16 protein-coding genes are annotated in these 16,347 nt (G+C 44.0%); 4 read left to right on the top strand and 12 right to left on the bottom strand.

Annotated features, from left to right (window positions below; genetic code table 11):
- Positions 1 to 76 precede the first annotated feature (76 nt).
- From AB4507_RS04390 to AB4507_RS04375, 4 genes are read right to left on the bottom strand one after another with little or no spacing between them, the layout of a single operon-like run.
- Positions 77 to 736 carry a potassium channel family protein gene (locus AB4507_RS04390; RefSeq protein WP_017061900.1) on the bottom strand — a complete coding sequence of 220 codons (660 nt, stop codon included), beginning with the start codon at positions 734 to 736 and terminating at the stop codon, positions 77 to 79.
- Positions 737 to 1,837 carry an AI-2E family transporter gene (locus tag AB4507_RS04385; protein WP_017068458.1) on the bottom strand — a complete coding sequence of 367 codons (1,101 nt, stop codon included), beginning with the start codon at positions 1,835 to 1,837 and terminating at the stop codon, positions 737 to 739.
- Positions 1,838 to 1,859: 22 nt separating this feature from the next.
- Positions 1,860 to 2,879 (bottom strand): DUF2955 domain-containing protein, encoded by a 1,020-nt coding sequence (locus AB4507_RS04380; protein ID WP_048606138.1) that lies wholly within the window; start codon positions 2,877 to 2,879, stop codon positions 1,860 to 1,862.
- Positions 2,869 to 3,990, bottom strand: coding sequence for an HlyD family secretion protein (locus AB4507_RS04375; protein WP_372133076.1), 1,122 nt, complete (start codon positions 3,988 to 3,990; stop codon positions 2,869 to 2,871). The genes AB4507_RS04380 and AB4507_RS04375 overlap by 11 nt, the downstream gene beginning before the upstream one ends.
- A 157-nt stretch (positions 3,991 to 4,147) precedes the next feature.
- On the opposite strand from AB4507_RS04375, the gene AB4507_RS04370 reads away from it, so the two are divergent.
- A complete protein-coding gene (locus AB4507_RS04370) occupies positions 4,148 to 5,143 on the top strand; it encodes a helix-turn-helix domain-containing protein (RefSeq protein ID WP_372133073.1) in 996 nt (331 codons plus the stop codon).
- Positions 5,144 to 5,179: 36 nt separating this feature from the next.
- On the opposite strand, the gene AB4507_RS04365 is transcribed toward AB4507_RS04370, so the two are convergent.
- Positions 5,180 to 6,241 (bottom strand): diguanylate cyclase, encoded by a 1,062-nt coding sequence (locus AB4507_RS04365; RefSeq protein WP_372084002.1) that lies wholly within the window; start codon positions 6,239 to 6,241, stop codon positions 5,180 to 5,182.
- Positions 6,242 to 6,422: 181 nt separating this feature from the next.
- Positions 6,423 to 7,427, bottom strand: coding sequence for a Solitary outer membrane autotransporter beta-barrel domain (locus tag AB4507_RS04360; RefSeq protein WP_054545669.1), 1,005 nt, complete (start codon positions 7,425 to 7,427; stop codon positions 6,423 to 6,425).
- A gap of 343 nt (positions 7,428 to 7,770) precedes the next feature.
- On the opposite strand from AB4507_RS04360, the gene AB4507_RS04355 reads away from it, so the two are divergent.
- On the top strand, positions 7,771 to 8,238 hold the full coding sequence (locus AB4507_RS04355) for a hypothetical protein (protein WP_004731619.1): 468 nt from the start codon (positions 7,771 to 7,773) through the stop codon (positions 8,236 to 8,238).
- A 96-nt stretch (positions 8,239 to 8,334) separates the two neighbouring features.
- Here AB4507_RS04355 and AB4507_RS04350 read toward each other — a convergent pair whose 3' ends face one another.
- The 5 genes from AB4507_RS04350 to AB4507_RS04330 form a co-directional block, all read right to left on the bottom strand.
- Complete coding sequence (locus tag AB4507_RS04350; protein WP_372102958.1) at positions 8,335 to 9,576, bottom strand: carbohydrate porin; 1,242 nt, start codon at positions 9,574 to 9,576, stop codon at positions 8,335 to 8,337.
- 73 nt (positions 9,577 to 9,649) lie between these two features.
- A complete protein-coding gene (locus AB4507_RS04345) occupies positions 9,650 to 10,309 on the bottom strand; it encodes a DUF3299 domain-containing protein (protein ID WP_372182284.1) in 660 nt (219 codons plus the stop codon).
- An 80-nt stretch (positions 10,310 to 10,389) separates the two neighbouring features.
- Positions 10,390 to 11,769 carry an amidohydrolase family protein gene (locus AB4507_RS04340; protein WP_017071981.1) on the bottom strand — a complete coding sequence of 460 codons (1,380 nt, stop codon included), beginning with the start codon at positions 11,767 to 11,769 and terminating at the stop codon, positions 10,390 to 10,392.
- Between the two features lie 357 nt (positions 11,770 to 12,126).
- Positions 12,127 to 13,107, bottom strand: a complete 981-nt coding sequence (locus AB4507_RS04335) for a helix-turn-helix domain-containing protein (protein ID WP_372182287.1) — start codon at positions 13,105 to 13,107, stop codon at positions 12,127 to 12,129.
- 180 nt (positions 13,108 to 13,287) lie between these two features.
- Positions 13,288 to 13,716 (bottom strand): PACE efflux transporter, encoded by a 429-nt coding sequence (locus AB4507_RS04330; protein ID WP_372182283.1) that lies wholly within the window; start codon positions 13,714 to 13,716, stop codon positions 13,288 to 13,290.
- A gap of 137 nt (positions 13,717 to 13,853) precedes the next feature.
- Here AB4507_RS04330 and AB4507_RS04325 point away from each other — a divergent pair, with 137 nt between their 5' ends.
- Both AB4507_RS04325 and AB4507_RS04320 read left to right on the top strand, forming a co-directional pair.
- Entirely contained in the window at positions 13,854 to 14,756 is a 903-nt protein-coding gene (locus AB4507_RS04325; RefSeq protein ID WP_372102954.1) for a LysR family transcriptional regulator, read from the top strand.
- 424 nt (positions 14,757 to 15,180) lie between these two features.
- A complete protein-coding gene (locus tag AB4507_RS04320; protein ID WP_372182286.1) occupies positions 15,181 to 15,525 on the top strand; it encodes a thiamine-phosphate diphosphorylase in 345 nt (114 codons plus the stop codon).
- A 127-nt stretch (positions 15,526 to 15,652) separates the two neighbouring features.
- On the opposite strand, the gene thiE is transcribed toward AB4507_RS04320, so the two are convergent.
- Positions 15,653 to 16,270: a thiamine phosphate synthase gene (gene thiE, locus AB4507_RS04315; RefSeq protein ID WP_372084011.1), complete on the bottom strand. Its 618-nt coding sequence runs from the start codon at positions 16,268 to 16,270 to the stop codon at positions 15,653 to 15,655.
- Positions 16,271 to 16,347 lie beyond the last annotated feature (77 nt).

Below are 16,347 nucleotides of genomic sequence, written 5' to 3'. Positions count from 1 at the left end.
CATGCTCGGCGCACAAATAGAACAAGCCCGGCGATTGCCGGGCTTGTTTGTATGTGCTCTATTATTTGTAAATGCTCTATTGGGACTGAGACTGTGCAAGTCGAATGCTCACCAAACTCGCCACCATGATAGCTAAGTAAAAGCTGCCGATAATGGATTCCATAAACACAAAGAATTGAGCAATAGGCAGAGCTGGTGATATGTCGCCGTAACCAACCGTAGTCAAGGTGATAAAGCTAAAGTACATCGCATTAAACAAGTTCGTCAGCCAGACTTGCTCTTCTAACCCGTTAAAGGCATTAGGAAAGATCTCTAAAATTAACAAGTAGATGGTCGACCAAGCAAACCCTAGCAACAAGTAAATACAGATGGAGCCGATGATGTGATTGGGTGTCACCGTTTTGGCTTTCATCACCTGCTTCAACGCCGAGTAAATGTGTGAAAACAAGAACACAGCCAACGCCGATAGCGTCACTATCGACAGGTTATAGCCTTCCAAAAATGAAAACACGCCAGACACGAGCGCCGTAATCAATAAAAGCCCATACCAAGAGCGATACAAGGCTCGCTCTTTATGAATACCGGCAATTGAACTCGCCAACGTAATAATGATAAGAAATAGGATTGTTTTCTGGCCTTGCGGATAAAACTGCTGCATCACCGCGCAACCAAGAAACAACACCAACAGTGCATAGAATAAGAAGTAGAAGTTGTCGTCTTTAGAGACTGGCTTCATCTATTTTCCCTCGACCTCTGCAGGTTTTTTCTCAGTTTCTTGTTGGTTTTTCTCTTCAAGTCCAAGCCACGCCATCATCAGCTCATAGCTTAAACTCAGTATCACAGCACCGACAAACAGACCGACGATGCCTGACATCGCCATTCCGCCCAGTGCACCCAATAGAATTACCAACATTGGAATGTGAGAGCCACGGCTCAGCAATACTGGCTTTAAGATAGCGTCACTGCCGCTCACCAAAATACACCACACTAAGAACAAGCTCGCCGCCAGTGTCGATTCAACGCTGAACATGTAGATGATCGCCGGTAATAGAGCGAGAATCGGTGGAAGTTGGATTATCGCAATGAGCAGCACAGCTAGCGCCCAAAACGCAGCTGCTGGAACGCCTGCAATCACCAAACCGATTGCCGACATCATGGATTGAATCACAGCCACACCAATCACACCTTGCACAACGCTTCGCACGGTCGATTTAGAGAGCTCTACCAACTCTTCACCTTTACCGCCCGTTAAACGCGCCACTAAGTGAGTCACGCCGGTTTTGCATTTATCGGCATTACTCATGAATGCACCCGCAATGATGGTAGAGATGATGAACTGAATAAAGCCGCCACCTAACGAGCCAAGAACAGAAGCCGCTTTCGTCGCAAACTGTTTAAGTTCATCCGCATACTTTATGAAAGTGCCTTCAATATTGTTGGAGGCGGCAACCAAGGTTGAATAAACCTTCTCACCTATGAATGGAATATCTTGTAAGGACTCTTTCGGTTTAGGCAATGACAATGTGCCATCTTGAAGCCCTGTCATCAGGTCAGTCGCGCTGGTGTAGATACCAGAAGAAAGCGCCGCCAAAGGAATAAATAGAAGAATCACACCAATAAAGCTCAGCAATGCACTGGCTTTACCTTTCGACATCCCGGTTTTATTTGAAATTGCGACCGCCACTGGATACAACGCAGTCGCAATGATCGCACCCCATATCACCAGAAGAATGAATGGGCGCAAAATCGAAAAACACCAATACACGAGCATGGCAATCGCTGCGATCTTGATGGCAGCGTCTATCGCCTGTTTTGAAAAATCATCGGTTAACTTCATGAGACGTCCTTGTTAGACAAAATTAAGGCTGATTTTGTAGAAACTTCCAATTCCGTGTTTCTAGGAATAGAGAAGCCAAAATCATATATATGCCAATTAACACTAATTGGAATATGCGTATAAGAGTGTTGCTATCGATGTCACCGGAGCTCATCAACGTGCTACCAACCAGTACGAGCAACGTACTAAATGCAGTGGCGAAAATAGGTGCTTTTTCGGGAACCGTGTAGATCTTGGTAGCCATAAGAATAGCAATAAGTCCTATAAACAAAGAATAGAAGACAATGTTGGGTACTATAGAAAGAATTGAAAAAGCAGCAATCGCCAGCAATCCCCCGATACCGTTACTTATCACCAAAAAAGCGCTCAACTTTATCGACTTCTCTGACGTAATCATCAACGATAACAACGCAATGAACATCATTGTCAGTAAAGCTTCAGATATTTGAAAAATAAAGAAAAAGCACACCACTGGATAGGAGATAATCATCGCCCTAAAGGCCGCATACCAACGCTGTTTCTTTTCGAGTGGCGCAGCAGCGAAGCCTGAGAACGCCGATTTTGGCTCAGGGAAAAATACATGCACTAACGCAAAAAGCATGACTGAAACCACACCAGAGGTCGCTAAGCCAGAGGCCAGCATTACTGACACGCCGGGGTTATCAATCGCCATGAATGGCAACATCAAAACCGCAATCAACAGTATGGTGGCAAACAGGTTCCATTTTGGGTCGACAAACAAGTAGTAACCCCACAGCATCATTAACCCCACTAAAATCAGCAATGGGATTGGATAATGGGTAATTCCTCGCGACAGTAATAAACCTAACCCCATTGTCACCACAACGGCCAAGAGCAATTCGTAGACCGTTTCTTTATGGAGATTTGGTTTATCAATTAAGAACTTAGCTGTGAACACTGGCGCCACAAACGCAAGCGGCCAGTTTATCCACGCCGCCAAGAAAACAGCCAACGTGACCCCGACCGTAAATCGCAGGATCCGTTGCTGTGTTTGTTGGTCAGGAATCGGCTTATCGGACATAAGACAATACGCTAATCAAACGAATCCATACTTTGCCTATCGCGTTGAATACAAAGTTATCGCCGCTATAAACAATCACATCCGCTTGGCCACCCACTCGGAGCATGCCTGTCACTTCTTCATTATCAAATTCAATGGTTATGGGAAGCATCTGTGTTTGGCGCAACCAACCCGTTTGTTGGCTAGCTTGAGCAAGCTTACCTGCATGGTCATTTTGCCCCCAATCAACACCCCAATCGATACTACTTACGCGCCCTTTTACCACTTTGCCCGGTGCGAAATCTAACGCCACTTCAACTTCATCACCGACCGTTACATTACCTAGGCTGTTCTCTCGATAATAAGCTTCAATCCAAATATCTTCGGTTGAAACAAAGGTCATGATTGCTTGCCCTGCTGATGCATAGAAACCTTCAGACAGGCTAAAGTTAGAGACACCACCTTGTGTCGGTGCAGTAATCACGGTGCGCTCTAGATTCAATTGAGCTTGTTCAAGTGCCAGTAACGCCGCTTTCACTTGGCTATTTTCTTCGCCTTCTTTACCCATTTGTTTCTTAGCACGGTCAAGGTCAGCTTCTGCATTCACAACCGCCGCACTAGAGGTCGCTAGTGCTGCTCGCGCTTTATCTGCATCTGATTTAGAAACGACACCTTTATCGGCCATCTCTAAAACACGCTTAGCTTGCAGTTTGGTATTTTGTCTTTCAACAATGGCTGAGGTGAGTTTCGCTTGTGCTGAAGCAATGCTCGCGGTTTGAGCGCCAACATTTTGACCTGCGATCTCTAAGTTTTGCTCAGCTTGTTGCACTGCAATGAGGTAGTCAGACTCATCGAGAATCGCTAGCTTATCGCCTTGATTAACTAGTTGGTTAGGTTGAACCAGAATATCGAGTACTTTACCCGACACCTCAGGCTTAATCGGAACGATATAACCTTTTACACGAGCATTATCAGTAATAGGGATGATGCGGTCTGAAATGACACTGAAGATCAACATGAACGCCACGAATAACAATAAGTAGTTTGTGACCTTTCTTACTTTGTCTTTTCCATTTTCTTGCTGACCAACTTCTTCATTGGCTTCTTGCTTATTCCCGTTGACTTCTGACATGGGACTCCCTTCTAGATAACTAACATCAATAAAATTAATACTTTAAAAATAAACCCGGCGATGGAAAACTCAAGTAAATAGGGTTAGATTTACTGAACAAAACATCGTAAATGATATGCACGTCCAATAATATATCAATGCACAAGGATATTTGAGCATGGCTGCTAACCCGTACCAAGTCCCAGTAATACAAACAAGTTATGCCAAGATCTTAGTTCAAATCTTCACTGACTATGGACTCAACTTGCATGAATTGCTTAAAGACTCCGGCTTACCACCAGATCTGATCGAGTCGGAAAGCGATTTCGTACCATCAGAATCGATTAAGCGTTTGATTTATTTGACCTCATCTCAACTGGGTGTCTCTCGGTTTACCGATGTCCTTGGTCTCGCATTTAGACGTCGAATAATCCCACATGTCTTGCATCAATTTACCGAGTTTGAAACTATTGGAGATTCGCTCAAACATATCGATAAGATTTTTTCCTACGACTCTCCGGGGAGTAAAGTCGAGTTTATCCAAGAACACGGTCAGAACTGGTTTTGCCGGACAGCCCCGGAAGACAACTCCCCTATGTTTCAATGGGGCGAAGCTTTCGCTGTTATTTATATCATCGAGTTAATAACCATTTTATCGCAATCACCATGGTTACCGACTAAAGTTCGCTTGCAAGGGCATGACATCGATGTCGTCAAAACACTGGTATCAAGTAACTGCCAACTGTTTGTTGATCATTCGTCGACTGCTGTGCAGATTCCTGATGAGATCTTACAACTCCCAATCCGTCTTACGTCTAAAGACCTCAGTACAAAACCGACACTTATTGAGTGGCATACCAGCTTTACCGATAGTATTTATGAGCTTCTAAAACCGTACATGAAAGAACAAGACCTCTCTCTTGAAGAGGCGGCAGAGCTGCTCAACTTTTCAGTGCGAACGTTCCAACGCAAACTCAAGAATGAAAACACCACTTATCGAAAGATCAAAGAGAACCTGATGTTTTCTGTAGCTTGCGAGCTGATGGAAGAAGGCCACACGCTGACCTACATTTCTAGCCAACTCGGTTACACCAACATCTCTCATTTTTCTCGTGCATTTAAGCGTGTGTCTGGCCTTACGCCGAAGATTTACCAACGCTCAATCTCGGCTTAGGCTTCGCTCGATTGATTAACCAAGCACGGCCTACATCTAACCAAGGGCAATTGGAGTAGCACAGCCTGGGCTAGAGCTACACACTCTATTTCGCCCGTTACCTTTAGCGCGGTAAAGTGCCTTATCTGCACTGCGATAGGTCGCTTCGGCTTGCGCCTGTATTTCAGACACACCACTGCTCACGGTCAGGTTCAATGTTGTCCCTTTGGTAATCACTTCTTTCAGTCGATACATCGCCTCAAACGCTTCTGCCAAATTGGTTTCAGGCATCAAGATAGCGAACTCTTCTCCGCCTACTCGCGCGACGATATCAGTGTCTCGGCTGTTGTTTCTCAACAGTTCAGCGACCTCTTTCAGCGCTGAATCACCTTGGTCATGACCGTGATTATCATTGATAGCCTTGAAGTGATCTAAATCGATCAACGCCAAACAGGAATGTGTGTAACCATAACGCTCTGCCAGGTTAGAATAATGTTTTAAGTCGTTATCAAAGCGGCGTCGATTCCAACAACCAGTTAGTGAATCGGTTTCCACCAGCACTCTTAAGCGACGCTCTAAAACCTTTCGTTTGCTGATATCGGTAAACGTGACCACGTACTTTTCGTTATGTGGTAATAGTTCCGAGAGCTTTTCAACCACCACGTTAACCGTGAAATGCTCGCCAAGGCGGCTAACACCGCTCAACTCCCCTTTCCACCTTTGGTTTTGTTTAAGGGAAGTAGCGATAGTCGATACCAGACCGCTGTTATTCATAAAACAGAGGTCAGAAATGGGGCGAGCTTCGACCTGGTCAAACGCATAACCAGAGACTCGAGAAAACTGCTGATTAACCTGAATTATTCTCAATTGACTATCGAGGACAATAAAGCCAGCCACGCCATCAATGATCGCCTCAGACAAACTGTTCTGGCTTTGATTAACTTCGTGTCGATACAAGCGGGCTGTGCTCAATGTGCATAAGAGAAATAGCGCGCACACGGAAAAAACCATGGCTGCAGTGGAAGCGATGCTCAGCAACCACAAGCTAACTAACGTATTTAAGACAAGCACAGAGACAACGTAAAACGGTGCTCTGCGATCAAAACTTAACTTATTCATAGTCTGCTCTAGTGATGGGCGAATGACTATGATGGCTAAGTTTCCACTAAGATATTTACCATTTTGCGACACATACAAATTCAAATTACATATCGAACATTAAGCGCATAGGCTTATGCTAACTATTGAGCAGAAGAAACGAGTTGTTTAATAGAAAGAGCTAGTTATTAATCAGGAACAACTAATTATTGAGTAAGAACAACAAGCTACCGCCACTGAGTGAGCTGCCGTAATTGAAGTTAATTCCAATCCCGAAGTTGTCAAAAAAGTAAGAATCGTAAGGCACATCAAATACTAATCCGGCCCCGAATTCATAGTAATAGTGCGTATCTAAAGGAGCAGTCAAATCACCCGCGACATCGATTCTTGTTAAGTTATAGTGGATTTGAGGGTTATTAAGCGACCAAGCATCGAGCGCTACATTTTGCCTAAACTCTAGTTCATTAATGAATCGCATCCCTTCTGGGTTACCGATATCGCCATCGTTCGCTTCGCCCCAGCCTGTTCCATAAAAGTAACGAACTCTTGAAGACACATTCCAACTGCCCCACTCCTTTGGTTGCAAGTATTGAAGTTTGACTGAAGGTTCTGCAACAAGTGCCCATGCTGATGTATTCAACGCGTAGCCGTCTAGCTGAGATTGAAATGCTTGAGAGTAGCTGTTGTTGTATTCGTATTTATTGCGGTAATAGAGCAAGTGAGTGCCTAAGCCATAGGCGATAGACCAATGTTGGTTTAAATGGTTTTGCCCTCCGAAAAAGCCATACAGGCCCAATACCGAGTCTTCATTTGGGTTAACACGACGGTCAGGAGTCACATCTGATGAGATCTCAATATCCTGTTCAGAAAGCGCATAAGACCCTCGCACAGACCAAATAAGGTCAAAGTCAGGGTCATCCGTTTTAATCACGGAAGAGTAAGGGATGGAGCCCACACTCACTTGGCTTCGAGTATCGATGGTTTTATCTGAGCCAAAACCACTGTCGTTTAAATTGATAAACGAATTAGGATCAAAATCCACAAAGCCAATTGAAATGGCATCGCTGTCAGTCAGCGCAATTGACACAGAAAATATCTTCTCTAAGCGGTTCTGAATCAATTCATTGGATGCATAGGCCGAGGAAGAACTGAGGCCCATTAAGAGCAGAATAATAGAACGGGGATAGTGCGATAGGGGTGAAAGCATTAAGTTGACTCCATTCAAACTTATGCTTCAAGTGTAATTGGTAACTTAACTAATTCAATCAGAGAGTTAACGGTGTGGTTGATACTGCTCTCAGTTCCAACTGCAAGAGCGTTGCTAAATCGATGGCTCCCCAAAGTTCTTCTACGTCTTGGATTCTAAAATGAATAATCATATGCGCCTCTGTCTAAATTGGAGTCTTATCTTGGATCATTCTTAAAACCCTTACTTACCATAATGCGCCAAACTGACTTTAAGACTTGTTTCGCATATAAAACAATAAGCGTTTGAAAATTATAGGATTAACTCCTAAGTTTTTTATAACCCTTTACTCAGGAAGAAGTAGATGAGCAATATAGAAAAAGTATATGGATTTAATACGCCCCAACGACTCTTTGTCGGATACACGCTTGCGGTACTCGTCGATTTAACCGTTCTTAATTTTTTTGATGAATACTGGGACTTCGTCAATATCGAGTCTTTCACTATCTCATTTGCAGCTGCGATTCTGCTCCAGCTATTGCTCAAATTGTCTATCGGTTTAGAACATAAGCTGGCTGATTACTTCAAATCTAAACCGGGGACTGCGCCTAAGATTTATCGCGGTTTATCCAGTTACGTGATTCTAGTGGGCTCTAAGTTTGTGATGCTGGAAGCCATCAATATCTTGTTTGGAGACAAGGTAGATTTCACAGGCCCTTGGAATGGTGTCGTAGCGTTCTTCGCTGTGGTATTCACGATCTTGGTCGCAGAGATTATTGTTTCAAAGATCTACTTCGCACTCGATGACACGCCCAAAGCCGAAAAAGCATAGCCGCTTTTGATACAGACCTAAGACAAAAAAAGTGAGCCGAACAGGCTCACTTTTTACATCTATTCTTTACGTTTCAGCGATTAACAAACAGAGAAGTTAGATAAAGACTCTCGCTCTAACACCAAACACCCAAGCGCTACTTTCATTGGAGAACGCAGGATCTTTAATGTATTGAATATCAGGTGTGACTTGGATGAAATCGTTGAGTTGCATGTTGTAGTAAATTTCAGCCGTCCATTGCTCTGTATTACCACTTATTGCTTTCGCATCAGCTGCAAAAGAATCACCATTCACTTCTGCCCAATTAAGTGCCACGCCTAAATTGTTGGTTGGTTTTCCTAATCCAAAGTAACCCATACCAACAGAGATTGATTTATCGTAAAGGGCAACATCACCTTCTGAGAAACCACCTCGCACAAACGGCATAACTTGCGGCGTGATAAACTGACTCCATGAGAAATTGACACCTGAGCCACCTTCAGTTGCAAGGCTATTACTGTGGCGAGTATCGTCACCAAAATCCCAGAACGTCACATGGAAGTTGTCTGTATAAATCAGGTCTTGTGAAGCCGTCCAACCTAATTCAAGTGTTGTAAAGTAAGACGCATCACTACCAAAAGCGCTATCAAAGCCATCAAAAATATCATCTGACTGACCATTTGCATCAGCGATACCACCGACCACATAAAAGTTTTCGCCTAGCATATGACCGGCAGAAAGGGCCAATACACCGTCATCCGGTAAGCCCATCGCACCTGAGCCTGTCGAGAATACCAAGTTAGTAAAACCAGACCACGGGCTTGCTAGAGCGTAAACATCCGCATAGTTCGTTACATCCTGCCAACCGACAATAATGGTGCCTTTGCCATCATTGATTTTTTGCTTCCAATTTAAGTCCGTAACACGAAACCCTTGGTCGCTGTATGCCGGACCAATTGCACCGACATAGCCAAGCGGGCCGAATGAATAGTCTTTTGGCGGAGTATCACCATAGGCATGCCTATGTTCCACCTTCCAAACTAAGCTACCTGAGTTCTGTGTGCCGTTTCCTAATAGATGCCATGAACCGTATAATCGTGCCACACCCGACGATGCATCAACGCTATCGCCGCCAACCCCATCCCCAGAGGTCAGCCCCAAAGCAAAGTAATCTGCACCAAATGTAAAACCATCTTCAGCTAATGAATCCCTCCAAGATTTCTTTTGTGCTTTCTGCTCTGCAATTGTATTTTCAACAGAATCTGGGCCTTCAAAGTTAGCGCCGTAAACAACGCCGCTCATTGGGCTAGCCGCCATCACAATAGCCATACTTACTTTAGAGAATCTTGAGTTCATCATGTCACCAGTGCTTTTTAAGTTAGTTTTATTTTATTCATTACTCACATTGAAAATTGTCATTTGATGACAACCATTAATTTTCTTTTTCATAATAGTCTTCAATCATCGAAGCCTTCATTTCATAACCCATGGTGAGGTTACTTTTGCCATCTACGAGGAAGACCTCTTCAGTCACTTTGTTCGAGCTAAAGTCACCTTCAACCCACACTGGGTACTGAACGTTCTGTACCTGAAAGCCTTCAGGGAAAGACACGCGCACAATCTGGTTTGCAGGTGGTGGCGGCATGTGGATACACGCACCCGCCACAGGCACTAACAGAAACTCTGTTGCAGTCATTCCCTCTGAGAACTCCAGTGGAACGATGAAACCGGGAACTCGTACTTTCTTGCCATCAAACTCTGTTGTAATAGCTTCGGCGTTTGCTTTCATGGTTTGCATGTATTCATCACGCAGTGCGATCATTTCGTCTGCGTCCACGCCCTGCTCTTTTAGCGTTTGTTTAAATAATAAAGCCTGTTGTTGAGCTTGCTTCTCCTCTGATGCACTCATTGCTATCACACCTTGTAATAGACGCATTTGTTGATCGGTGAGATCCGGCATTTCTACTTTCATTTCGTGAGACTCTGAGTCCAGGTCTTGCCACTCAAGATTCATCGCTGTTTCAGCAAAAGTAGGAAAAGCAACGGTCGTCAGTGATACCACCGACAGGATAAGAGAAAGCATTTTTTGCATAAGGAACACCTTGAAGAGAGGTGACCTACCCAAATAGGTCACCCATTAAGCTTAATTTTTAACTGAGTTGTCGAACTGAGTTACAGCGTGTTTTTGTAGACTTTGCCATCTTTCATGATGACTTTAATGGTGTCGATTTCAGGGCTGCGCGGCTCTGCATCAAACCATTTTTCGTTTGCCCCAATCACTGACAAGTCTTCAAGTGGGTTGCCTTCAACAATAATGATATCGGCGTATGCGCCCGCTTCAATCACGCCTAACTTACCCTCTGGGTATGGGTCCATCACGCCAGATAACTTAACGATCTCACCGTTTACCGATGTCATCCCTTTCAAAGTGAAGAAGTTGCCTAACTCTTTACCTGCAAGGAAGATCGTGTGGTCGGTTTGTTTGATACAAGAAACCACGTCACCGACACAGTCTGTGTGGAAACCCCATTTCGGTTGGTACTTGTTTACATTCGAGATGTAGTCTTTGAATGCTTTGGTTGCCGACTCCGCTTTACGCTTAGAGGCAGGGTTCGAGTTGATCGCTTCGATCTGCGTCAGGTAAGGTGAAAACGCGGTCATGTTAGTTGTGATGTAAGCGTCTTTATCTTCCATCTTGTCGGCGATATCGCCATCGAACATGAAACCGTGTTCGATTGTTTTAACACCCGCATCCAAGTTACGCATGATCGCTTTTTTACTGTAGGCGTGCGACATCACGTAAGAGCCATACGCATCAGCAATTTCCACGGCAGCTTCAATTTCTTCCGCAGACATCGCATTCAGCTGCCAAGGGTCAAATGTTGAAGCCACACCACCCGAAGACATGATCTTAATTTGAGTATTGCCTTGCTTGAAGTTTTGACGAGCAGCGGCTTTGATTTCTGTAATACCATCGGCATTAAAGCTCACGCTATTTCGAGCCATACTGGTCGATGAACCAAAGAAGTGTTGGTTAGCCGTGGTTAGGTTACTGAAATCGGCATGCGAACCCGTCGGGCCAATAAATGCGCCTGATGTGTAAAGTCGTGGGCCCGGCAACATGCCAGAATCGATTGTTTTACGTAAGCCAGTATTCAAGCCACCAGCATCACGCCACGTGGTGAAACCTGATTGAAACGCGGCGTTCGCGTTCACTGTTGCTCGAGCAGCCAGTTCTTCAATCGTACGGTTGTTTTCGTGGTCACTTAGATTACCGCCATTCAGCAACAAGTGACCATGGCCTTCGATTAAACCCGGCATTAACGTTTTGCCTTCGCCGTCAATCACTACAGCATCACCAGCCTCTATCGGGCTTGCAGAGATTTGTTTGATAAGATTATCTTCGACTAATACATGATGGTCTTCGTACAATTTGTTTTCAGTACCATTGAATACATCGACGTTAGTAAATAGCGTTGATGCAGCATTTGCAGAAAGAGCAAATGAACACGAAAGAGCAACAACAGAGAGTTTTAAGCCTGCATTTTTCATTTATACACCTTGATTCCGTTTATGAGTGGAGTCCACTTCCCATAACGATTCCGTAACTACTAATGAGTGTCATGAGGTTTCAAAGGTGTTTTTGTCAGCCGCGATAATCACAAAAATCTAATCAAAATTCCGGGAAAAAATCGAGGCAAAAACAACTCATCAACATTCAATAACTTAGTAGTGATACTGCCAGTGTTCAAGGTTGATAAATGGCCATTTGGTGACAATAAATAATTATGCGTTCAGGCTCCGGTTTCTGCTTACTGGCTGGAGTTTTTACTTACTGGCTAGAGTTTCGCTGCGGAGCTGTTATTGCCGAAGCTCTTACTGGTAGCTTTGTACTGCTGCTTACCGAGGTTAGCTGTGCTCTTTTCGATACTGTCTTGGCGTCATGTTCATCTGTCGTTTAAAGGCTCGGGTAAAGTGGGAAGAATCGGAATAGCCCATTTTCGCACCTACTTGCGTGATCGATAGATCTGACTGCTTAAGCAATTCTAAAACCTGCTCAAGAACCATCTCTTCAATCAAGGTTTTGTAGACCACCCCTTCACTTTCCAACCGACGCTGGATCGTTCTGACATGAATATTCAGAATCTCAGAAGCTAAGCTAATTGGGAGTTTCCCCATCGTGAGATAAGGTTTAATAACAAGCTTAAAAGCGCTCAAGAATGAGCTAGGTAAAGGCTTAGTGAGATCTGATACTTGAGCAATTTTGGGTAAAACAATCGGTGCAAGCATGATGTCTTCAGGGATCTCAAAGGCAGTGACCGGTCTATGCGTATAAAACTGAGCACTGCCCATTTGTGGTAGAGATTGAAAACATTCGAGATCGCCATTTTGAATTCCGACCTCAGACGGCTTCCAACGACCTTGTGTTAATACTGAAAGTAGCTCGTTGATGAAAATAACAGAGAACAGTTCAGCGAACTTAAACCACGGTGCGTTAGTAAACGGCTTCTCGCGAACCAACCACCACTTGCCTCCGGATTGCTTGGTATAGACATTCGCACCATTGGATACGAGCTTCAATTGCTCACCAAATCGGTCTAGCGCGTTTTTCAATGAATCCTGCTGGCTTAGCTTAGCCACAAACCTTGGCACATAGGTTTGCTTGCAAAAACTCCACATAAACAGCGAAAACTCTTCTCTCGACGCAGATTCCCCCATAATCTTGACCACGTTCTTAACCGTTGTCTCAGGGAGATAATCGTAATGGTCATTACTGGTGAGAATATCATTAGGGATTTGGGCACTGCGTAGTAAGGTGTAGATTTCACCATCAATATGTTTGAACAGTTCCGCGAACAATTCGACTTCTTTCTTATCGACAACTGTCATTATCTGAGGGGTATTTGGCATCCTTTCCCTTATCTATTCGTTCACGAACTCAAATTATCACCTTTTTTAAGATAGCAGAACAAACGCCGCGTTACCTAGACCTACTAACCGAATATCTCCGTCAAAATAACGAATAAACAAACGGTTAGTGGCCAAGCTCGTGTTTACTGACTTGGTAGATTACTGAACGGCTAGCTCCCCTCTGCGTACCCAGAATGCTCGTATATGATCATAAATCAGATTAAACACAAACGCGTAAATGGTAATAAAAATGGTCACGCCGATATCCATTAAAAATGCCTGCCAAATCCCCACGTTAAGTAAGTATGCCATCACAGGGATTGTCGCGATCAACAAGCCAGCCTCAAATAGCACGACATGAAAAACACGTAATTTGAGCGAACGCTTTGATTTTTCACCCGTGAAATAACGATCAAAAATACGGTTAAAACAGTAGTTCCAAATCATCGCGATAGTCGCAACAACTATCATGGTTCCTGATAAGGCATTCACATCGTGATCAGTAAATATCGCTAAACCTATAATTGACAGTGTGACGACCAATACTTCAAACAACACCGAGTGGAAAACTCTCTCTAACGTACTCATACATTCCTATAGCAATTTATAACATGGTGGACTTACCGAAATTATGTCACCGAAAACAATAAGAGAAAGTTAACAGCCATCACGTTTAGTGATAGCTTAAGTATAAGTACCCCATTTTGTATTGAGCGAGAGATAACATGTACAGTTTTGAGCAACTAAAAGTCTTCGTCACGGTGTGTGAAAGTGGCTCTTTCTCTGCCGCCGCTCGCAAACTGAAACGAGCTCAGTCTGGGGTAAGCCAATCGATAGCCAACCTCGAAATTGCCATTGACCAAGAGCTGTTTAACCGAGAGAAAAACATCCCCGTTTTAACCAGCAAAGGTAAAGCGTTATTGCCTGTGGCTAAGTCCATTCTTGACCAGCAAAAGTACTTCGATCAGAAAGTAGAATCGCTGACCCAAGAAGATGAGCACGAACTGATCATTGCGGTTGATGAAAGCATCATAGATAAGAACTTTATTAAGATAATCAGCTCACTCGCCGATCAATTTCCAATCACACACTTCGATATCATTACCACCTCAACCTTTGATGTTGAAGACCTAGTAAGACGAGGAAAAGCACAGATTGGCATCATCTACGCGGATGGCGAACTGAAGGTCGATATGGATTTCTTTTTGCTGGGCCAAGCGCGTTTCCTAACTGTTAGCTCTGCCACTCACGAACTCAGCCAAATGTCGGTAGTACAAGACTCAGACCTCAAGCGCTATCGCCAATGTGTGCATCGCAGCTCAAAGCAGCGCGAACTGTGGTTCACCTATGGTATTAGCTCGATGCGTTGGTATGCGAACAACCACAAGAACATTGTTGATCTCGTTGAACAAAACGTGGGTTGGGCAAATGTGCCCGAGATGATGGTGATGGAAGGCATTCAAAAAGGCGATATTGTGGCGTTACCTGTCTCACACGAGCATGGTGGTTGGATTACTCCAGTAGGTTGTTTAGTTTCTCGCAGCCACATCAATGGCCCAGTTCTCACCAGCCTTATTGAGCAGCTTAAGGGGCACTCACTGCAGTACAATCAATGGCAAGCCAACTAGCCTCCCCTGTTTACAAATCATCTCTATTTTCAAAACATCGTCAATTCAGAGATTCAATATCGACGTGGGACTCACCACCGCTACCTCATTTCTGCTTATCTTGCCGATAAATATCTTTGTCGTGTGGATAAAACACCCTAGTTGATGTCCCAAAGTGACATAACTACACTGCGATCCCAACCGGGTTTGTCTTTTCAAACGAATATAGACAGACCCAAATCGTTCTTTAACACCACTGACCCAACTTCAAATCTCCCAGATAAGCGCTCAGCCTTGCCGTTGCTTATATCGGTTTCAAATAGATCACTTTTTGAATATTAATTCGCACCCAGTTTATGAGCGCTCTTTGAGTGCTTTTTTATATCTAAATGAACCTTTTGGAAAATTTGTCGTGAACGTTTTAAGAAATATTTGCCCTGAGAAAATGGGTAAAGAGCGTAACAAACGAGATTATGATTTACGCGTACTTAATTGTGTCAGTGAAAGCGAATATGAATCGCGTATGGCGGTTTGGAATAGCCTAGCGTTAACTGCTACTCCGTCTGCTTCGGAAACAAAGGGCTTCATCGATGAGTCTTTCAACAAGCTTCAACAAGACCTAAAAGAAGCTAGCCGTGAGTTATCGATTAACTACACGGACTTCATCGCAATGGCGCATGAAGAGATTAACTACATTAAGGTGTTTGTGGCTGATAAAACAGCACAATACGGTTGGTACGCTGCGATCGTTCTTATGGTCATCGGCACGGTTGCTCTTTGCATTCAATAGCCAAACGATGTGTTAGATAGAGCACCTTAAATGCTCTATCGATAAGCACACCTAGCACGACTCCCTGCTTGTGCTTTAACTAGAAAACAGATGACCAACCTCATTTGTTTTCTAGTTCTACTCCCCTTCAATCTCCCATCAGAGATAGCAGATCCTGCGTCGCTTGTTTTGGGCTTTCAGCGTGACATATCGCTGAGACCAAGGCTAATCCATGAATACCTGTGTTAACCAACTGCGGAATGTTCGACTCGTTGATTCCACCGATACCCACAATCGGAAGCTTGGTCGTTTCTAACGCCATTTGAATACCTTCGTAACCCCAGTGTTTCTTGAGGTTTGTCTTGGTCGGTGTCGCAAACAGCGCACTAAGGCCAATGTAATCAATCGGCAAACTATCTGCTTGTTGTAGCTGCTGTTCAGTTTCAATTGATAACCCAAGAATCTTGTCTGAACCAATCAGCTTACGTGCTAACTCTGCAGGCATATCCGATTGCCCCAGATGCAAACCATCGGCATCAACGGCTAATGCCACATCGACTCGATCATTAATGATCAGCGGCACACCCGTTCCAGCTAAAACCGATTTAACGGCCTCTGCACGCTCAATGAACGCTCTTACGTCCCCATGTTTTTCTCTTACTTGAACCATAGTGACGCCACCAGCAACCGCTTGTTCAACCACGAATTTAAGCGTTTCTAGATCTTGTTGGTCGTCAGTCACCAGATAAAGTTTATAAGGGTTCATCGCGTACCTTTGAAGTCGATTTCTAAAATTGGTTTTCTGCCATTTTACCGACAAATCACATCCTATGCATGGAAGTT

This window comes from Vibrio sp. 10N.222.54.A3 (assembly GCF_041474095.1).
GTDB lineage: Bacteria > Pseudomonadota > Gammaproteobacteria > Enterobacterales > Vibrionaceae > Vibrio > Vibrio crassostreae_C.
The sequence above is the reverse complement of the archived record's forward strand: the minus strand, read 5'-3'. Positions and strand labels throughout refer to the sequence as shown.